Annotated in this window: 21 protein-coding genes and 1 tRNA gene; 10 read left to right on the forward strand and 12 right to left on the reverse strand. The window is 66.2% G+C overall.

From position 1 onward, the window contains the following. Positions 1-7: 7 nt before the first annotated feature. Together ACIQ0W_RS02705 and ACIQ0W_RS02710 are read right to left on the reverse strand one after the other, a co-directional pair. Positions 8-958: an SPFH domain-containing protein gene (locus ACIQ0W_RS02705; protein WP_396641326.1), complete on the reverse strand. Its 951-nt coding sequence runs from the start codon at positions 956-958 to the stop codon at positions 8-10. After that, the gene (locus ACIQ0W_RS02710) at positions 955-1,446 is read right to left on the reverse strand and encodes an NfeD family protein (RefSeq protein WP_396641327.1); all 492 of its coding nucleotides are present in this window, start codon (positions 1,444-1,446) and stop codon (positions 955-957) included. The genes ACIQ0W_RS02705 and ACIQ0W_RS02710 overlap by 4 nt, the downstream gene beginning before the upstream one ends. Positions 1,447-1,578: 132 nt before the next feature. Here ACIQ0W_RS02710 and ACIQ0W_RS02715 point away from each other — a divergent pair, with 132 nt between their 5' ends. Beyond that, positions 1,579-2,337, forward strand: coding sequence for an SDR family oxidoreductase (locus ACIQ0W_RS02715; protein WP_396641328.1), 759 nt, complete (start codon positions 1,579-1,581; stop codon positions 2,335-2,337). Between the two features lie 72 nt (positions 2,338-2,409). Here the strand turns inward: ACIQ0W_RS02715 and ACIQ0W_RS02720 are convergent, their stop codons facing one another. Both ACIQ0W_RS02720 and ACIQ0W_RS02725 read right to left on the reverse strand, forming a co-directional pair. After that, positions 2,410-2,964, reverse strand: coding sequence for an HdeD family acid-resistance protein (locus ACIQ0W_RS02720; RefSeq protein WP_396641329.1), 555 nt, complete (start codon positions 2,962-2,964; stop codon positions 2,410-2,412). 94 nt (positions 2,965-3,058) lie between these two features. Beyond that, positions 3,059-3,982, reverse strand: coding sequence for an AEC family transporter (locus ACIQ0W_RS02725; protein WP_396641330.1), 924 nt, complete (start codon positions 3,980-3,982; stop codon positions 3,059-3,061). 174 nt (positions 3,983-4,156) lie between these two features. On the opposite strand from ACIQ0W_RS02725, the gene ACIQ0W_RS02730 reads away from it, so the two are divergent. The 4 genes from ACIQ0W_RS02730 to ACIQ0W_RS02745 are packed head-to-tail and all read left to right on the forward strand — an operon-like array spanning position 4,157 to position 6,558. Then, positions 4,157-4,750, forward strand: a complete 594-nt coding sequence (locus ACIQ0W_RS02730) for a sulfite oxidase-like oxidoreductase (protein ID WP_396641331.1) — start codon at positions 4,157-4,159, stop codon at positions 4,748-4,750. Continuing rightward, positions 4,747-5,469: an FAD-binding oxidoreductase gene (locus tag ACIQ0W_RS02735; RefSeq protein WP_396641332.1), complete on the forward strand. Its 723-nt coding sequence runs from the start codon at positions 4,747-4,749 to the stop codon at positions 5,467-5,469. Before ACIQ0W_RS02730 ends, ACIQ0W_RS02735 begins: the two co-directional genes overlap by 4 nt. Continuing rightward, positions 5,466-5,747: a DUF6510 family protein gene (locus ACIQ0W_RS02740; RefSeq protein ID WP_396641333.1), complete on the forward strand. Its 282-nt coding sequence runs from the start codon at positions 5,466-5,468 to the stop codon at positions 5,745-5,747. The genes ACIQ0W_RS02735 and ACIQ0W_RS02740 overlap by 4 nt, the downstream gene beginning before the upstream one ends. Before the next feature lie 58 nt (positions 5,748-5,805). Further along, complete coding sequence (locus ACIQ0W_RS02745; protein WP_396641334.1) at positions 5,806-6,558, forward strand: hypothetical protein; 753 nt, start codon at positions 5,806-5,808, stop codon at positions 6,556-6,558. A gap of 106 nt (positions 6,559-6,664) precedes the next feature. Here the strand turns inward: ACIQ0W_RS02745 and ACIQ0W_RS02750 are convergent, their stop codons facing one another. Then, the gene (locus ACIQ0W_RS02750; protein WP_396641335.1) at positions 6,665-7,051 is read right to left on the reverse strand and encodes a GntR family transcriptional regulator; all 387 of its coding nucleotides are present in this window, start codon (positions 7,049-7,051) and stop codon (positions 6,665-6,667) included. 68 nt (positions 7,052-7,119) lie between these two features. Further along, on the reverse strand, positions 7,120-7,470 hold the full coding sequence (locus tag ACIQ0W_RS02755; RefSeq protein ID WP_396641336.1) for a hypothetical protein: 351 nt from the start codon (positions 7,468-7,470) through the stop codon (positions 7,120-7,122). A 119-nt stretch (positions 7,471-7,589) separates the two neighbouring features. On the opposite strand from ACIQ0W_RS02755, the gene ACIQ0W_RS02760 reads away from it, so the two are divergent. From ACIQ0W_RS02760 to ACIQ0W_RS02770, 3 genes are read left to right on the forward strand one after another with little or no spacing between them, the layout of a single operon-like run. Beyond that, positions 7,590-8,159: a dihydrofolate reductase family protein gene (locus tag ACIQ0W_RS02760; protein ID WP_396641337.1), complete on the forward strand. Its 570-nt coding sequence runs from the start codon at positions 7,590-7,592 to the stop codon at positions 8,157-8,159. 26 nt (positions 8,160-8,185) lie between these two features. Beyond that, the gene (locus tag ACIQ0W_RS02765; RefSeq protein ID WP_396641338.1) at positions 8,186-8,722 is read left to right on the forward strand and encodes a hypothetical protein; all 537 of its coding nucleotides are present in this window, start codon (positions 8,186-8,188) and stop codon (positions 8,720-8,722) included. 41 nt (positions 8,723-8,763) lie between these two features. Further along, entirely contained in the window at positions 8,764-9,477 is a 714-nt protein-coding gene (locus tag ACIQ0W_RS02770) for a hypothetical protein (RefSeq protein WP_396641339.1), read from the forward strand. A 75-nt stretch (positions 9,478-9,552) separates the two neighbouring features. On the opposite strand, the gene ACIQ0W_RS02775 is transcribed toward ACIQ0W_RS02770, so the two are convergent. The 4 genes from ACIQ0W_RS02775 to polA form a co-directional block, all read right to left on the reverse strand. Beyond that, positions 9,553-10,311 (reverse strand): SGNH/GDSL hydrolase family protein, encoded by a 759-nt coding sequence (locus tag ACIQ0W_RS02775; protein WP_396641340.1) that lies wholly within the window; start codon positions 10,309-10,311, stop codon positions 9,553-9,555. A gap of 167 nt (positions 10,312-10,478) precedes the next feature. Further along, positions 10,479-11,528: an LLM class flavin-dependent oxidoreductase gene (locus ACIQ0W_RS02780; protein WP_396641341.1), complete on the reverse strand. Its 1,050-nt coding sequence runs from the start codon at positions 11,526-11,528 to the stop codon at positions 10,479-10,481. Positions 11,529-11,641: 113 nt separating this feature from the next. After that, a complete protein-coding gene (locus tag ACIQ0W_RS02785) occupies positions 11,642-13,318 on the reverse strand; it encodes a DUF885 domain-containing protein (protein WP_396641342.1) in 1,677 nt (558 codons plus the stop codon). A gap of 9 nt (positions 13,319-13,327) precedes the next feature. Further along, positions 13,328-15,985 (reverse strand): DNA polymerase I, encoded by a 2,658-nt coding sequence (polA, locus tag ACIQ0W_RS02790; protein WP_396641343.1) that lies wholly within the window; start codon positions 15,983-15,985, stop codon positions 13,328-13,330. A gap of 72 nt (positions 15,986-16,057) precedes the next feature. Between polA and ACIQ0W_RS02795 the strand changes: the two genes are divergently transcribed. Further along, positions 16,058-16,483: a hotdog fold thioesterase gene (locus tag ACIQ0W_RS02795; RefSeq protein ID WP_396641344.1), complete on the forward strand. Its 426-nt coding sequence runs from the start codon at positions 16,058-16,060 to the stop codon at positions 16,481-16,483. 86 nt (positions 16,484-16,569) lie between these two features. On the opposite strand, the gene ACIQ0W_RS02800 is transcribed toward ACIQ0W_RS02795, so the two are convergent. After that, positions 16,570-17,190, reverse strand: a complete 621-nt coding sequence (locus ACIQ0W_RS02800) for an ANTAR domain-containing response regulator (RefSeq protein ID WP_396641345.1) — start codon at positions 17,188-17,190, stop codon at positions 16,570-16,572. A gap of 38 nt (positions 17,191-17,228) precedes the next feature. Between ACIQ0W_RS02800 and ACIQ0W_RS02805 the strand changes: the two genes are divergently transcribed. Then, positions 17,229-17,311: transfer RNA gene (locus ACIQ0W_RS02805), tRNA-Leu, on the forward strand. Positions 17,312-17,356: 45 nt separating this feature from the next. Here ACIQ0W_RS02805 and pyk read toward each other — a convergent pair. Then, entirely contained in the window at positions 17,357-18,805 is a 1,449-nt protein-coding gene (gene pyk, locus ACIQ0W_RS02810; protein WP_304689657.1) for a pyruvate kinase, read from the reverse strand. Between the last annotated feature and the right edge of the window lie 43 nt (positions 18,806-18,848).

Here is an 18,848-nt window from a genome sequence, read left to right on the forward strand (position 1 = left end):
AAACGGGTCAGGCGAGAGGCGGAACGGGACTATTCGACGACGGGGGAGTAGGCGGTGCTGATGCCGCAGGCTTCACGCCGAAGGCGCTCGTGATGCCACTCAGTGCCGCCGTGAACTCGCTCGGGATGATCCAGAGCTTGTTCGACTCGCCTTCGCTGATCTTGGGCAGCATCTGGAGGTACTGGTACGCCAACAGCTTCTCGTCCGCGTCGCCCACGTGGATGGCGTGGAAGACGGTCTGGATGGCCTCGGCCTCACCCTCGGCACGCAGGACCGCCGCGGCCTTGTCGCCCTCGGCGCGCAGGATCTCTGCCTGCCGCGCACCCTCGGCCGTGAGGATCGCGGACTGCTTCGTTCCCTCGGCGGTCAGGATGAGTGCGCGACGGTCACGCTCGGCGCGCATCTGCTTCTCCATCGAGTCCTGGATCGAGACGGGCGGGTCGATGGCCTTGAGCTCGACACGACCGACGCGGATGCCCCATTTGCCCGTGGCCTCATCCAAGACGATGCGGAGTTTCTGGTTGATCTCGTCGCGGCTCGTCAGCGCTTCTTCGAGGTTCAAGCCACCGACGACGTTACGGAGCGTCGTGGTCGTGAGCTGTTCGACGGCGCCGAGGTAATTGTTGATCTCGTACGTCGCTGCGCGCGGGTCGGTCACCTGGAAGTAGATGACGGTGTCGATCGACACGACGAGGTTGTCTTCGGTGATGACGGGCTGAGGGGGGAACGAGACGACTTGCTCGCGCAGGTCGATGAGCGGGCGTACCCGATCGATGAACGGAACGAGCACGTTCAGGCCCGGCATCAGGGTGCGGTGGTACCGGCCCAGCCGTTCGACGACCCCAGCAGAGGCCTGCGGGATGATGCGGATGGACCGCACGATCACCACGACCACAAAGATGAAGACGACGAGCGCGAGCGCCCAGCCGATTGCGGTGGGGATGATGTCCTCGATCATGCGGGGAAGTCCTCCTGGATTGCTTGCGTTGTTTCCACCGGTTGGACGACGGCCGTAGCCCCGTCGATCAGGGCGACGGTGACCGCCACGCCGGGAGTGATCTCGATCGCCGTCGCTGCGCGTGCCGACCACGTTTCGCCGTTCGCGAGGCGGACCTGTCCGCCCATCGGGCCGACGGTGGCGACGACGACGCCGAGCATGCCGCGGAGTGCATCGACATTGCTGAGGACGGGATCCTCGCCACGGCGCAGGCGGCGCAGGAGTGGCGGCCGAAGCACGAGAAGCAGAAGAGCGGCGACAGCGGCGGCGATGATGACCTGGAGCCAGAGCGGCGCACCTACGAGGTCCGATGCCAGGCCCGCGAGACCGCCGAGTCCGAGCATCAGAAAGGTCATCTCGAGCGTCAGAGTCTCGATCGTGAAGAAGACGAGGATCAGAACGATCCATCCGATCCACGCGAACTGCTCGATGTTCTGGATGAGTTCCACGGTAGGCCTCCTCCTCAATCAACCTAGCACGCGGGTATCGCCGAAAGGCCGGGGGATCTGCCGAAACGACGGGCGATCGATGCCCGCTTGGTAGGGTCGAGAGCGTCTCACCTCGCCACCCCAGGAGTACGCATGTCACAGCCCCTCGCACCCGGTTCGCTCGCAGGAAAGCGGGTGCTTGTGACGGGTTCCTCCCGCGGAATCGGCGCCGATACGGTTCGTTATCTCGCCGAGGCGGGCGCGGATGTCGTCATCAACTTCCGCAACAAGGCGCCCCGCGCCGAAAAGCTCGCCGCAGAGGTCCGCGAGCTCGGTGTTCGAGCGCTCGTCATCGGTGCAGACCTCACCGACGCCGACTCGGTCGGCACGATGTACGCCGAGGTCGAGCGGGAGTTCGGTGGGCTGGACATCCTGGTCCTGAACGCCTCGGGCGGTATGGAGAGCGGAATGGGCGAGGACTACGCGCTTCTGTTGAACCGTGATGCCCAGGTCGGTGCGCTGCAGCGCGCCCTGCCGTTGCTCGGTGCGGGTTCTCGTGTCGTGTTCGTGACGAGCCACCAGGCGCATTTCATCCGGACGACTCCGACGATGCCCGAGTACGAGCCCGTCGCTTTGTCGAAGCGCGCCGGAGAGGACGCTCTGCGCGAGTTGATCCCCGACCTGACCGAGCGCGGTATCGAGTTCGTCGTGGTGTCCGGCGACATGATCGAGGGCACGATCACCGCGACCCTCCTCGAGCGCGCGAACCCGGGCGCCATCGCTTCTCGTCGCGAGTCCGCCGGCAAGCTCTACAACGTGGGCGAGTTCGCCGCTGAAATCGCCCGGGCGGCTGTCGACCCGATTCCCGAGGACAACACGCGCCTGGTCGGGGACACCAGCGACTTCGTCTGATCGGACGAACGAAAAGCGCGCATCCCGAACGAGGGGATGCGCGCTTTTCGCGTTCGATCGACCGGTGGGCGCCTAGAGAGACTTGAAGCTGAAGGCGCGGACGATCTGGATGATGCCGAGCACGACCAGCGAGATGCCGAGCAGCCACCAGAGCACGAGAGCACCCCAGAGCGGCGAGAAGAGCAGAACGATACCCGCGATGATGCTGATGATCGCGAAGAAGATCGTCCATCCCTTGGGTGCGGAGCCGCCGAGGGTCGTGAGTGCGACGACGCCCTCGACGATCCACATGATGCCTACGAGGACGCCGAGGAAAAGTGCGAGCCAAGCGGCGGTCATGCCCAGGTTGAAGAACGCGATGATGCCCGCGACGACGTAGAGCACGCCGAGCGCGATGTGTCCGACGCGGGACCATCCGCCCATGGACTTGGAGAAGATGCCGAGACCGGCATATACGAGACCGCCGATGACGGCGTAGACGGCGATGATGGCGGTGACGACGATGGCCGTCCGGCCGGGCCAGACGAGGATGAGGATGCCGACGATGAGGGCGATCGCGCCGCTCAGACCGAGGGCGGTGCGAATGCCGTTGACAGCGGCCTTTTCGACGGGGATGTCGGTGGACATGGGAGCGTCCTTTCTGGGAAATACCTGTGAGACACCAGATTAGCGCTGTCGAGCCCCGAGATCACGTGCTTGTTACTGGCGTGTCGATGCGGAACTACGACAGCAGGAGCGCGACCACGAGCAGCACGGGGATGCATCCGATCGTCGTCAGGAAGATCGTGTCGCGAGCGATCCGTTCGCCGACGTCGTATCGCTGCGCGAAATTGAAGACGTTCTGCGCGGTCGGTAGCGCGGCCAACACGACGACGGCCAGGACCTGGTCGCGGGGGAGAGCGAAGACGAATTGCGCGAGCGCCCACGCGACGAGCGGCATCGCGACAAGTTTGAGCCCGCTCGCCAACAGGATGTCGCGGCGACGCCCCTTCGCCGTCAGCACCCGAGACCCGGGAAGCGAGAGTCCGTACGAGATCAGCAGGATGGGGACGCATGCCCCAGCGATCAGTGCGATCGGCTCCCACACCACCGGCGGCAGGCGGACGCCGGTGAGCGCCACGACGACGCCGAGAGCCGCGCCGATCAGCATGGGGTTTCGGGCGGTCTGCTTGAGGATGCGGCCGACGGACGGCGCCGATGCGCTCGTCGATGCGTCCAGCAGCACGAGCGCGATCGGCATGAAGACCAGCAGCTGCGCCAGGATCACCGGGGCCGAGAAGGCAGCGTTGCCCAACAGGTACAGCGCGATCGGGATTCCGATGTTGTTGGCGTTGACGTATCCGGAGCCCAGTGCGCCGACCACGGTGTCGCCGAGCCCGCGTCGCCACAGCACCCGTGCGATCACGCCGTAGACCGCGAACATCGATACCGCGGTGAGCGCCGAAACCGGCAGGAGGGCCGAGAAGAGCGTGGGGATGTCTGCCTCGGCGAGGACGACGAAGAGCAGAAAGGGGGAGAGGACGAAGAACGTCAATCGCGAGAGGACGAATCGCGCGTGCTCGCCGAGCAGTCCCTGGCGTCCGAGCACGTAACCCAGAGCGATCGCGAGCCCGACGACCGCGAAGCCGGTCAGAATGCCGCTCATCGCGCCGGGCCCGAAGCGAAGGGGCGCCGCGCGCGTGGGGGGGTCACCTCTCGAGCGTAACGATTTGCGACAAGCGGCTGTGCCAGGGGTCGGCGCGCTCGGATACGCTGTGGCTCGGAGTTGCCCGCACAGGGCAGACTGGATTGCCCGTTCCGGGCGTGACGGGAGGCTGACGTGGCGATCTTCTCGCGGGGATTCGGAGAGCGGCGGCGCGAGAGCGACCCGCGCCTTCCGCCCGGGCAGTACCTGACGGCGGACTTCCCCGTTCTCTCCGCGGGCCCGACCCCCCAGATCGACACGGCGGAGTGGACCTTCTCGATCGGGACGGAGACAGGTGTCGTCACCAACTGGTCATGGGACGAGATCCATGACCTGCCGATCGAGGACGTGCACACCGACATCCATTGCGTCACGCGGTGGTCGAAGCTCGAGACGACCTGGCGCGGTGTGTCGGTCGACACGCTGTTCGCCGGCATCGACACGGCCGAGAAGTACGTGATGGTCCACTCGTACGGCGGTTACACGACGAACCTCGCACTCGAGGATCTGCTGGGCGGAAAGGCCTGGATCGCGTTCGACTTCGATGGAGAACCGCTCGACCCCGAACACGGTGGTCCCGCGCGTCTGCTCGTGCCGCATCTGTACTTCTGGAAGAGCGCGAAGTGGGTGCGCGGCATAACGATGCAGGCGCACGACGACCCGGGATTCTGGGAGCAGAACGGCTACCACACGCACGGTGACCCGTGGACCGAGGAACGCTATTGGTGACCCCGCGAACGTGGGCCGTGGCGCGGGTCGCCGACGTGACGATGGTGACGCCCAACGCACGGCTGCTAGGCGTAGAAGTGCCCGGTTGGGGCGGTAATCTGCCCGGCCAGCACGTGGACGTTCGACTCACCGCCGAGGATGGCTACCAGGCTGTGCGCTCATATTCTCTGGGCACATCCGGGCCGGGGGAGCGGATCGAGCTCGCGGTCGACGCGCACCCCGAGGGTGAGGTGTCGCCGTACCTCGCGTTCGACGCACAGCCGGGCGATCATCTCGAGATCCTCGGCCCGCTGGGCGGGTACTTCGTCTGGCGCGAGGACGACGCATCCCCCGTGCAACTCATCGCGGGAGGATCGGGGATCGTTCCGCTCCGCGCGATCGCCCGCGCTCGGGCCGCCGCGGTTACCGGGCAAACGTTCCGGCTGCTGTACTCGGTGAAGTCCCCCGAAGATGCGATATATCGTGATGACCTGATGGCGCTGGGGGAGCAGGGGCTCGAGCTGACCTGGGCTTTCACGCAGCACGCCCCCGAAGGCTGGCCGGGAGTCGTCGGCCGGCTGAACGCGGAGACGATCGCCGCCGCCGTTCTTCCCGCGTCGGATGCTCCGACCGTGTACGTGTGCGGGCCGACGGCGTTCGTCGAGGTCGTCGCGCGCAGGCTCGTCGAGCTCGGGCACGATCCTGCGCGCATCAAGACCGAGAGATTCGGGGGCGGATGATGGATCCACACAGGCGTGCGGCCCACGCGGACTACGTCGACGGCAACGTCCTGGCCGGCGCCCTCGAGCGACTGTTCGGCGGCGAACCGACCGAGATGATCGCGGTCTGCGGTGCGTGTGGCTCGGCCGCGCCGATCGCCGAGGCTTGGGTGGAGATCGACGGGGCCGTCGCGATCGTCCGCTGCCGATCATGCACGAAGACTCTCGCTACCGTGATGACCGGGGAGGACCCGCCGCGGATGACCTTCTCAGCCCTCGCCGAGTTGCGCGCAACCTGAGATGAGGAACGGTACGCGGCGAACGCAGACGTCCTGGTCGGCGAACGGTGTGAGACGGATGCGGTCATCCGTCTCACTCTTCGTGGCCGCGGTTGCACTGGGATTGAGCGGGTGTGCAACGGATGACGCGGGCTCAGGGGAGCTGTCGGGGCTGCCGGAACCCGAACCATCCGTCGCCGTCGACGATGCGATCTCTGGTGTGGGGCCGACCGGGTTCCCGGGAGTGGACTTGCCGATTCCGGCGGAAGCGCGCTCCGTGGCCGTGACGTTCGAATGCGACGGCGGTGAACCCTTCTCCCTGGAGCTCGGGGACTCGATGATGCTCGGACAAGCTCCGCTGTCCGGTACCTGTGACGGCGAGAGCGAGCTCACATGGCCCATTACGGCGAAGACAGGACCGACCCTCGGCGTGTTCGTCGCCGACGGTGTCGCGTGGGTGGCCACAACGGAATTCTCCACCGATGAGTTCGTCGTCGACGCTGCGCTGACGTCGGACTGTACGCGGTTCTCCGATGTGTACAGCGCACTCCTGAACGCCGACACCGGATACACGCAATACAACGCGTTCGACGAGACCGAGTGGGCTTTGCGCGTGGACGCGGCGTCCGCTGAACTCGAAGACCTCGCGAACACGGCTGAATCGTCGTTGCGCGAAGAGTTTGCTCGAATGTCGCGGGCGGTGTCCGATCCGACCCGTGCGGTGGGATCGGCCGTGACGACGGCGGCTGCTCAGGAACTGACCGGCCCGATCGGCGAAGCGTGTGCCGTGAATCAGACACCGGTGATCATTCAGTCTGAGTTCGGCGGCTGAGCCTCTTCTGACGACTCTTGGTAAACGCCGATAATGCACATTATGTCAGTTCGTAGAGAACCGACTGCCGACTGTTCTCCCCGACTGAGCACGTAGGTCGTCGAGGTCAGGTCGGCGCATCCGTCCGCGTTTCCGTCTGCAGCGCTGCCGCCACGAGTGACATCGCTTCTTCCGTGTCGAAGTGCAGGGCGCGAATCTGGTCGGCGAACACCATCGCCGCGCGCTGTGCTTCGCGATGAGCGGCGTCGCCATGCGGTGACACGAACGTGCCGTTTCTGCCCCGAGTCTCGATGAAACCGGATGCCTCGAGCTCGCGATACGCCCGCGCGACCGTCCCCGCGGCGATGCCGAGATCTTCCGCGAGCCGTCTCACCGTCGGCAGCCGTTCTCCCGGCACCAGTCTTCCCGTCTCGATGGCGCCGATGAGTTGGATTCGCAGCTGTTCGAAAGGCGGTGTGGCTGCGGTGGGTTCGATCGTGAGGAAGCTGTCCACTCCCCTATTGTGCTCCTGTTTGTACTATTGTGTCAACACATAGTGTCGCGACGTGCTTGTCCGGAGTGTCAGAACTCTTCGAGGTCCGTCCACTCCTGCTCGGGATCGACCGGCACAACGGCCGCCGCCGGCGTGTGCCAGCCGAACTGACGCAGACGCGTCGCCTCCGTGGTCATCCTGTCGACGAGCTCGTCATCGACCAGGTCCGCTTCGTCCGTACGCACCTCGTGCGCGATCAGCTGGCTGGCGGGTCCGATGAGGAGCTCGACTCGACCCTGTTCGCCATCTTCTTCCATCGTCGGCACCTCGACGGTGGCCGATGCAGTCACTTGCGACAAAGCCTGTGCGTAGTCCAGCAGTGCGCGGGCGATCTCCGACCCGGTCACGATCGAATCGCCCGCGTAGTGGATTTTGTGCATGTTCTATCTGTATCAATCTCCCGGGTTTGACCCCACCCCCTATCGTCGGGCGCCCTTATCCGCTAGACCGTCTTTCGCATCGTCGAGCGGGTGTCGGTTGCGCCTCGTACATTTGCAGGATGACCCGGGTCGTCTACTACACCGCCGCCACGTTCGACGGCTTCATCGCGGATGCGTCCGATTCCCTCGACTGGCTTTTCGCCGTACCGGATGCTTCCGAAGCGGAGGCCGGCATCGACTTGTTCATGGATCGCATCGGCGTCCTCGTCGAGGGGTCCACGACCTACCTGTGGGTGGTGGACCACGATCAACTGCTCGATCATCCGGAGAGGTGGGCGCAGTTCTACGCGAACCGTCCGACGTTCGTCTTCACGAGCCGGGCGTTGGAAGCCGTTCCCGGCGCCGACATCCGCTTCCGATCGGGTGATGTCGTCCAGACCTGGGCCGAGATTCTCGCTGCGGCCGGTGAGAAGGATGTCTGGGTCGTCGGGGGCGGCGACCTGGCCGGACAGTTCGCCGATGCGGGGCTCCTGACCGAGATCGTCCTGAGCGTCGCCCCGGTCACTTTGGGGTCGGGGCGGGCGCTACTCCCCCGCCGGCTGGAATCGGACCGTCTGAGCCTCGAGGGAGTGCGCCGGGTCGGTCAGTTCGCCGAGCTGACCTACTCTGTGGATAAGTCCCGACGCTGAGCTTCACCCCGCGCTAGCGTGTGGGCGTGCAGCGGCCCGCCCGGATCCTCGTCGTCGCGGCTCTCGCCGCCCTGCTCGCCGGGCTGCTCGCCGGGTGCGCGGCCGATCCGGTGATCGAGCCCACGCCCACCCCATCCTTCCGTTCGGAGGCCGAGGCCTTCGCCGCGGCGGAAGCCACCTATCGGGCGTATGTCGATGCGCTGAATCAGGTGGACCTCGCCGACCCCGAGACATTCGGGGCGGTGTACGCCTGGACGACTGGTGACGCAGATGCGGACGGGCGTGAGCTGTTCTCTCAGATGCACGCCAATGGATGGACGGTCAGCGGAAGATCTCTAGTGTCGAGGACGGAATGGCTGGGCGGTAACCCAGATAGGCCTGCCATTGGAGTCTGCTTGGACGTCTCGGCTGTCCAAGTGTTCGACGCGGCTGGAGCTTCAGTTGTGTCTGGCGATCGCCCCGATCTTCAATCGATCAAAGTCGAGTTCGTACATACGCCCGACACGGAGTTCGCGCTGGCGGTCGAGAGCCTCGTTGGCTACGAACCGGTGCAGCCGTGCTAGTTGTCCTCACGCTCACCGCTGCGCTGCTTGCTGGTTTCCCTGTGTCTACCGCCGGCAGCTGCGCCTCTGGCGGACCATGGCTCGATTACTGCAGCGCCACAACTGACGGGAGCCAGGTCGACGTCGGCGCCGGGGTCACCACTCCGGGCAACCCCGGCGCGTCGAACGGCGAGGGCGGGTCCGGCGGCGGTTCGGGCACCACTCCCCCGGCAGCCGAGGAGGAATGTGACTCGGCTCTGTGCCGACCGCTCTACAGCGTCGTGACGCTCCCCGATGTGACCGCCGAAGATCTGCGCTCATTCATTCCCGCTCTGCCGACGGTCACGGGCGAACCGCTGGGTCTCGGTGTGGTGGGGATGCCGACGAATCTGGTGGCAGCGTCATCCGTCCAGCTCCAAAGCGGGCCGCTGCTGGGGTTCGACGTGACCGTGCGCTTCACGCCAACCGGGTACCGTTTCGATCACGGCGACGGCACGAGCCGCACGACGACGACGGGCGGATCGAGCTGGGCACGCCTCGGCGTTCCCGACTACACGGCGACCCCGACCAGTCACGTCTACGGCGCCCCGGGCTCGTACCGCGCGGGAGTGCGGGTCGTGTACACCGCGGCCGTGAACTTCGGCACGGGCACGTGGCGGCCGGTCACCGGGGCCGTCACCTCCGCTCCGGCGTTCTACGACGTCCGCGTCGTCGTGGTGCGGACGGGACTCGTGCAGCGCACCTGCGCCGAAGACCCCGCAGGCCCCGGCTGCTGACGCCGCGAACGGACGCAACACGCCGTGCGCGTCGCCGATGCGCGGCGTGTTGGGTCCTCTCGCGGGGGTGCCGGCTCAACCGAGCGGAGGAACCGTCACCCACTCCGCATACTTGGCCACACGGCCGTCGCCGGACGACGTGCGCGTGATACGTCGACGCATCCACGGTCCGACATGCGTGCGGTAGTACCTGAGCCCCGTCAGCCCTCCGGCCGCGAGCGACGGGAGTTCCCACCAGTCGGCGGGCGGGGTGAGCCCGAGTGCATCCAGCACCCGAGCAGCCACCCGGTGGTGGCCGCGAGCATTCATGTGCAGCCGATCCTCCGACCAGAACGGAGGCGTTCCGAGGTCTGCGTCGGGCCAGTTGAGTGCCCGGACGATATCGGAACGGCCCTTCGCCCGAGCAAGGACTGCGCGTGACAGGGCATCGCCGCGACGCCGGATCATGCGGCCGAGCGGAAGCTGCTGCGACGGGTCTGCGCCCGAGAGCAGGATGAGCGTCACACTCTCCTCATCGCAGCGCCGGAGCACCTGCGTAAAGGCATCCGCGATGTGCTCGATGTCGGCGCGCGGACGAAGCATGTCGTTGCCGCCGCCGTTGAACGACAGATGCGTCGGCTTCAGCGCCAGCGCGGGCTCGAGCTGTTCGCGGACGATCGGCCAGATGAGCTTGCCGCGGATGGCGAGGTTCGTGTACTCGATGGGCTCGGCGGTCGCGTTCGCCCATCCCTGAGCGACCAGGTCCGCCCAGCCGCGCGTCGTGCCGTCGGGGAGCTCGTCGCCGACGCCCTCGGTGAAGGAGTCGCCGATCGCGACGTAACGTACGGATGACACCGACCCAGCCTAAGCGCCGCGATTGTGGCGGCGTCCCGCCGCGAGGCGCGGCTCACCGAGCCAGCGGGCACAACGACGCAAGAATCGCGCCCGAAGGCCCCGATCGGCGTCTCGGTGACGCTGTTGGGCGGATTCTGCGTCGCTGTGCACACGGAAAGCCGGGAGGGCTAAGCGGCGTGCGGCCCCGGATCTTCGGCGAGCAGCTCGTGCACCCGCGGGATGACACGCGTGCCGTAGAGCTCGATGCTCTTCATGAGCTTGTCGTGCGACAGCGAACCCGAGGCGTACTTCAGGTCGAAGCGCGAGATGCCGAGCGTGCGGACGGTCTGCGCGATCTTCTGCGCCACTGTCTCCGGCGATCCGGCGTACGTCGCGCCCTCGGGCCCGACGTCATGCTGGAAGCGCATCCGGTTGTACGGGGGCCAACCCCGCTCGCGACCGATCGTGTTGTTCAGCTCCTCGAAGCCCGGGTACGCCTCTTCCCACGCCTGCTGGTCGGTCTCGGCGATGTGGCCGGGCGAGTGGACGCCCACCGGCAGCATCTCGCTGCCGAGCGCGGTGAGCGAGCGGTGGTAGAGCTCGACGAACGGACGGAACCGGTCGGCCGGTCCCCCGATGATCGCCAGCATGAGGCCCAACCCGTGCCGCGCGGCCCGCACGACCGACTCCGGACTGCCGCCCACCCCGATCCAGGCCTTGAGCCCGTTCTCGGTCTTGGGGAAGACGTCGGCGTTGTTGAGCGGTGCACGAGTCGTGCCCTGCCAGGTGACCGGCTTCTCTTTCAGCAGCTCGGTGACCAGCCCGAGCTTCTCTTCGAACAGCACCTCGTAGTCGCTCAGCTCGTAGCCGAACAGCGGGAACGACTCGATGAACGAGCCGCGCCCGAGGATGATCTCGGCACGGCCTCGCGAGATCGCGTCGAGCGTGGCGAACCGCTCATACAGGCGCACGGGATCGTCGCTCGAGAGCACGGTCACGGCGGTACCCAGACGAATGTTCTCGGTGCGGGCCGCGATCGCCGAGAGCACGATCTCGGGACTCGTGATCGCGAAGTCACGACGGTGGTGCTCCCCCAGGCCGATGAAAGAGACGCCGACCTGATCGGCAAGCACCGCCTCGTCGACGACGTCACGGATGGTTTGAGCGTCGCTGACCAGAGAGCCGTCGGAGCCGCGGGTGATGTCGCCGAAGGTATCGAGACCGAGTTCGAGAGTCATGGGCACGCCTTTCTATTCACATGTATGTAACAGGATGTCGCACTCAACCATTCCCGTCGACCCGACGGACTCTGTCTCCGGTCTGGGTCCCATCTCCGGCCCCTGATTCGAGGTCAGCCGCGCAGCAAAGCCGTGCGCAGCGTGTCGAGGCCGACGCCGCCCATGTCGAGCGCGCGCTTGTGGAACTCCTTGATCGAGAAGTCCGTGCCCCGGGCCTCGGCGTAGTCGTCGCGCACCTGCTCCCAGATGCGCTGCCCGACCTTGTAGGACGGTGCCTGTCCCGGCCATCCGAGGTAGCGGTTGACTTCGAAACGCACGAACTCATCCGGCATATTGACGTTCCGACCCATGAAGGCGAGTGCGTAGTCGGCATCCCAGATGCCTTGACCGTCCGGCCGCTCCTTGCCGAGGTGGACCCCGATGTCGAGAACGACACGGGCCGCACGCATCCGCTGTCCGTCGAGCATCCCGAGCCGGTCGGCCGGGTCGTCGAGATACCCGAGGTCCTGCATCAAGCGTTCCGCGTAGAGCGCCCATCCCTCGGCGTGACCCGATGTCCCAGCGAGCAGACGCCGCCACGAGTTCAACTGGGCCCGGTTGTAGACGGCCTGGCCGATCTGCAGATGGTGGCCGGGGATGCCCTCGTGATAGACGGTCGTGAGTTCGCGCCAGGTGTCGAACTCGGTGACGCCCTCGGGCACCGACCACCACATGCGGCCGGGTCGGGAGAAGTCGTCGGTGGGGCCGGTGTAGTAGATGCCGCCCTCTTGCGTGGGAGCGATCATGCACTCCAGCGTGCGGATCTGCTCGGGGATGTCGAAGTGGGTCGCGCCCAGCTCGGCGACGGCTCGGTCGCTCGTTGCCTGCATCCACTCCTGCAGCGCCTGTGTTCCGTACAGCTTGCGCGACGGGTCCTTCTCGAGCAGGGCGACGGCTTCTTCGACGCTCGCGCCGGGGCTGATCTCGTGCGCGATGGACTCCTGCTCGGCGACCATGCGCGCGAGCTCTTCCGTACCCCATTCGTAGGTCTCGTCGAGGTCGATGGAGGCGCCCAGGAAGCGTCGGGAATGCAGGGCGTAGACCTCGCGCCCCACGGCGTCTGCCTCACCCGCGGCGGGCGCGAGTTCTGCGCGCATGAACTCCGCCAGCTGGTCGTAGGCGACTCGGGCGGCGCCCGACTGGTCGGCCAGTTCGCGGGCCAGAGATGCCGGGAGTTGTCCCTCCGCGGGCGCGGCTTCGCCGGCGAGCTCGGCGAAGAAGCCGTTGTCGGCTGTGTAGCGGCTGATCTGCGTGAGCACCTCGACGACCTGTCGCCGGGCGGGCACGATGCCCTGACGCACACCTTCGCGGAGCGACGCCGTATAGCCCTCCACCGCGCCCTTGACAGCGCCCAGCCTGCGGGCGATGACTTCCCAGTCGTCGGCAGTGGATGTGGGCATCAGGTCGAAGACCTCGCGGATCTCTTGCGCGGGGGAAGCGATCACGTTGAGGTCGCGCAGGTTCCAGCGGATGTCGTGTAGCTCCAGCGCCAGACGAAGCTCGCTCGAGAGGTCGGTGCGGGTGATGTCGTCGATCGGATCCGTGGGCTGCGCCGCATCGAGGGCAGTCAGAGTGTGACGCGCCTCTTCGGCGAAGCGAGCGTGACCCTCAGGCGAGAAGTCATCGAACCGGTCGGCGTGCTCCATCCGTCCGATGTACGTACCGAGCGTGGGCGAGAGCTCTGCGAGCGTATCGACCCAGGATTCGGCGATCGCGTCGATCTGCGTTGGCATGCGAGTTGCTTCGGTCATCCTTCGAGCCTAGTGAGCGGCCTCGTTCCAATCCGAACCTCGACCGATCTGCACGTCGAGGGGAACCGACAGCTTCGCGGCACCGCCCATGCGGGTCCGCACGATCTGCTCCGCGGCATCCCACTCCCCCGGCGCCACCTCGAGGACCAGTTCGTCGTGGATCTGCATCAGGACCCGTGACCCGAGGCCCTGCTCGCGTAGGGCAGCGTGGATGTCGAGCACCGCGATCTTCATGATGTCGGCGGCGCTGCCCTGGATGGGCGCGTTGAGGGCCGCGCGCTCGGCGTTCTCACGCAGCACACGGTTCGGGCTGGAGAGATCCGGGAACGGACGTCGTCGGCCGAAGATGGTCGTCGTGTACCCGTCGATCTTGGCCTGCTCGACCGAAGCGCGCAGGTAGTCCCGCACGGCGCCGAAGCGCGCGAAGTACTCCATCATCAGCTGCTTGGCTTCGCTCTGCTCGATGCGAAGCTGCTTGGACAGTCCGAATGCCGACAGCCCGTAGACCAGTCCGTACGACATCGCCTTGACCTTCGTGCGCATGGCCGGGGTGACCTCGGCAGGCTCGACGCCGAACACGCGGGCACCCACGAAGCGGTGCAGGTCTTCGCCGGAGTTGAACGCCTCGATCAGTCCGGGGTCTTCCGACAGGTGCGCCATGATGCGCATCTCGATCTGCGAGTAGTCGGCCGTGAGAAGAGCCTCGTACCCCGTCCCGACCTCGAATGCGCTGCGGATGCGGCGCGACTCCTCGGTGCGGACGGGGATGTTCTGCAGGTTCGGGTCCGTGCTCGAGAGCCGTCCCGTCTGGCTGCCCGTCTGCAGGTACGTGGTGTGGATGCGCCCGTCGTCCGCGATCGCCGTGTCGAGCGACTCGATGATCTGTCGCAGCTTGGTCGCTTCGCGGTGTTGCAGGAGAAGGTTCAGGAACGGGTGCGGAGCCGTCTCTTGCAGGTCGGCGAGCACGGCTGCATCCGTGGAGTAACCCGTCTTCGTCTTTCGCGTCTTCGGCAGGGCGAGCTCTTCGAAGAGCACCTCTTGGAGCTGTTTGGGTGACCCGAGGTTGACCTCACGACCGATGGTTGCGTACGCCTCTTGCGCGATCCCCTCGGCACGAGCCGCGAGTTCTCCCGAGAACTCCGACAGCTTGGTGTGCGAGACCGCAACACCCGCCAGTTCGAGATCCGCCAGGGCCGTAAGGGTCGGCAGCTCGATGTCGTCCAGAACCGCGCGGACCGGCTCCGGCATGTCGTCGGCGAGGGCGTCGGCGACGCGCAGCGTGTACCAGGCGAGCTGTGCGGGGGTGGCACCCTCGGTCTCGGGAACGAGCTGGGTCGGATCGGACTCCGGCAGCTTCTCGTCGAGGTACCGGTCGACGAGGTCGGCGAGCGTCTTGTCGGGGAAGCTCGGGCGCAGCAGCCAACCCGCCAGCAGCGTGTCGAACGCGAGCCCGCCGAGGGAGTATCCCGCGCGGCGAAGGGCCTTGACCTGCGGCTTGGCATCGTTGGTCACCTTGGGTGCCGGCCCCGCGAACCACTCCCCCAAAGCATCCCAGCCGGGAGCATCCGCGGTCCACGTTAGCTCCAGGGCCTCATCGGTCGTCGCGAGACCCACCCGGTGCGGCATCCCCGACTGCAGGGTGACGGCGACGCCGACGGATACCTCGGGCGCGAGCGCGTTCGCCCAGTCCGCGGCTTCCGAGGCCGTGACTTCGCGCACGGTCGGGGCTGCCACGCCTGGCTCGCGCGCGGCTGCGGCGGCGGTCTCTTCGGCATCCAAACCCACGGCTTCGAAGACGCGCGGCAACAGGGTGCGGAACTCGAGGCGCGCGAAGATGTCGCGCACCGCCTGCGCGTCGATCGGCTGCATGGCGAGATCCGTGGGTCCGAGCGGAAGCTCGAGGTCCGTGACGAGGCGGTTCAGGGTGCGGTTGCGCCGCACCGCATCGAGGTGCTCACGCAGGTTGTTGCCGACGACGCCGCCGACCTTGTCTGCGTTGCTGAGGAGCTCGTCGAGCGAGCCGAACTGGTTCAGCCACTTAACCGCGGTCTTCTCGCCGACCTTCGGCACGCCGGGCAGGTTGTCGCTCGTCTCCCCGACGAGCGCCGCGATGTCCGGGTACTGCTCCGGACGAACGCCGTAGCGCTCGATCACCGCTGCGGTGTCGTAGCGCTTGAGTTGAGAAACTCCCTGAACCGACGGGTACAGGAGCGTGACGTCATCTGTCACCAGCTGAATCGAATCACGGTCGCCCGAGACGACCAAGACATCGAAACCCTGCGCCGCACCCTGGGTGGAAAGGGTCGCGAGAACGTCGTCCGCCTCGTAGTCCTCTTTCGTCACGATCGGGATGCCCATCGCGTCGAGGGCGTCGCGCAACAACGGGATCTGGCCCGAGAACTCAGGAGGAGTCTCGGACCGATTCGCCTTGTACTCCGCATACTCGCGGGTACGGAACGAGGTGCGGGACAGATCGAAAGCGACGGCGATGTGCGTCGGTTTGTGGTCTTTGATCAGGTTCACGAACATCGACAGGAAGCCGTAGATGGCGTTCGTGTGCTGATGGTCTTTGGTGGTGAAATTGTCGACCGGGAGCGCGTAGAACGCGCGGAAAGCCAGCGAATGGCCGTCGACGATCATGAGAGTAGGCTTTTCGGAGTCCGGCACCCCCACAGCCTAGCCACCGGTTCGGACAGTCCCCACGGGCGCGACCGTGCCCTCGCTCATGAAGGAGGGCTCATGCCCGATGCTCCTGCCGTGGACCCGCTCGAATGGGTCAACCGACGCGGATTCGGCGCCTTGGGCGACAAGATGGGCATGGCCTGGGTCGAGTTCTCCCGGGAGCGTGCGGTCGCCACGATGCCCGTCGAGGGCAACACGCAACCTGTCGGGCTCATGCACGGCGGCGCTTACGTCGTGCTCGGCGAATCACTCGGTTCGATGCATGCGAACCTTCTCGCCGGTCCCGGCCGCCTGGCCGTGGGACTCGACATCAATGCGACGCACACCCGCTCGGCCACCGCCGGACTCGTGACCGGTACCTGCACGCCGATCCACGTCGGTCGCAGCGTGGCGGTGCACGAGATCGTGGTGACGGATGACCAGGGCCGACGCCTGTCGACGATCCGGATCACGAACCTCATCAAGGACATGCCCGCGTCGTGAGGCCTCTCGTGGTCCCTTCGACAGGCTCAGGGACCGTGGGGCTCAACGGTTGCTGAGCTTGTCGAAGCGACCCGCCCAGCAGAGGACTACGCCTTCTTCGACGCCAACTGCTCGATGATGGCCTTCGCGACATCCTGCATCGTCAGACGGCGATCCATCGAAGCCTTCTGAATCCAGCGGAAAGCCTCGGGCTCCGACAGGCCCATCTTCTCGTTCAGGAGGCCCTTGGCCCGATCGACGAGCTTGCGGGTCTCGAAGCGCTCGACCATGTCGGCGACCTCGGCCTCGAGCGTGATGATCTGCTGGTACCGACTCAGCGCGATCTCGATCGCCGGGAGGAGGTCGTTCGGCGTGAAGGGCTTGACCACGTACGCCAGGGCGCCGGCCTCGCTGGCACGCTCCACGAGCTCTTTCTGGCTGAATGCCGTCAGCAGCACGACGGGAGCGACATGGTTCTTGTTCAGCTTCTCGGCTGCGCTGATGCCATCCATGATGGGCATCTTGACGTCCATGATCACCAGATCGGGGCGCAGTTCGGTGGCGAGCTGAACAGCCGTTTCGCCGTCCCCCGCCTCTCCGACGACGTCGTATCCGTTGTCACGGAGAATCTCGACGATATCGAGGCGGATGAGCGACTCGTCCTCCGCGACGACAACGCGCCTCGGGGTCGAGGGCGTGGGCGAGGGGTTCTGGTCTAGCTCAGTCACGTTTGAATCCTACGGTATGGTCAATGTCGGACGTGCGGGCCGGTGTGGCGGAATGGCAGACGCGACCGACTCAAAATCGGTTGCCCGTGAGGGCGTGTGGGTTCGAGTCCCACCACCGGTACGTGCGGAAGGGCGCCCCGAGGGGCGCCCTTCCGGCTGTTCGGGCCTACTCGCGCGTCTGGTAGATCGGCGCGGCGCCGTGGACGGCGTCTCCGACCTTGTGGACACGGATGTCGTTGGTCGAGCCGACGATCCCGGGAGGGGATCCCGAGATCACCACGACCTTGTCTCCGACGGATGCCAGGTCGTTCGAGAGCAGGTAGTCGTCGACCTGGATGAACATGCGGTCCGTGTGGGCGACGTGCTCGACCAGGGTCGACTGGATGCCCCAGGTCAGCGCCATACGGCGCCGGATGGCCGGCTCAGGCGTGAACGCGAGCATGGGGATGTTCGGACGCAGACGCGACATACGACGCGCCGAGTCGCCCGATTCCGTGAAGATGCAGAGGTACTTGGCCTCGACGAAGTCGGCGACCTCGATGGCCGCGAGGGTGATCGCGCCACCCTGCGTGCGCGGCTTGTTCGTGAGCTTGGCGATGCGGTCCAGACCGTGCTCTTCGGTCGACGCGACGATACGTGCCATCGTCTCGACGACGACGACGGGGTACTCCCCCACGCTCGTCTCGCCCGACAGCATGACCGCGTCGGCACCGTCGAGGACGGCATTGGCGACATCGGAAGTCTCGGCGCGGGTCGGCACCGGGCTGTTGATCATCGACTCGAGCATCTGCGTCGCGACGATAACCGGCTTGGCCATGCGGCGAGCGATCTCGACAGCGCGCTTCTGAACGATCGGCACCGCCTCCAGGGGCAGCTCGACACCGAGGTCACCACGGGCGACCATGATGCCGTCGAACGCGTCGACGATCTCTTCGAGGTGATCGACGGCCTGCGGCTTCTCGATCTTGGCGATGATCGGAACGTGGCGTCCCTCTTCGGCCATGATGACGTGCGCGCGCTGGACATCCTTCGCGTCACGGACGAACGACAGGGCGATCAGGTCGGCGCCGATGCGCAGGCCCCAACGCAGGTCCGCCTCGTCCTTTTCGGACAGGGCGGGGACATTCACGGCAACGCCGGGCAGGTTGATGCCCTTGTTGTTCGACACGGGGCCCGCAACGATGACCTTGGTCGTGACGACCGTGTCGGTCTTCTCGACGACCTCGACCTTGACCTTGCCGTCGTCGATCAGCAGGAAGTCTCCGGGATTCACGTCCTGGGGCAGGCCCTTGAAGGTCGTCGAGACGATCTCTTTGGTGCCGGGGATGTCTTCGATCGTGATCTTGAAGATGTCGCCCACCGCGAGGTCGTGGGGGCCGTCGGCGAACTTTCCGAGCCGGATCTTCGGGCCCTGCAGGTCGACCAGGATCGCCACCGGGCGTCCCGCGTCCTCTGCCGCCTTACGCACGTTCGCGAAGTTGGTCTCGTGCACGGTGTAGTCGCCGTGGCTGAGGTTCATGCGGGCGACGTCCACCCCCGCGTCGATGATCGCTCGCACCGACTCATAGGTCGAGGTTGCGGGGCCGAGGGTGGCGACGATCTTGGCACGTCTCATCGTGTGATGCTCCGGTGGGGTTCGGGGTTTGGTCTAGATGGGA

It is taken from the genome of Microbacterium sp., from assembly GCF_044340635.1.
GTDB lineage: Bacteria > Actinomycetota > Actinomycetes > Actinomycetales > Microbacteriaceae > Microbacterium.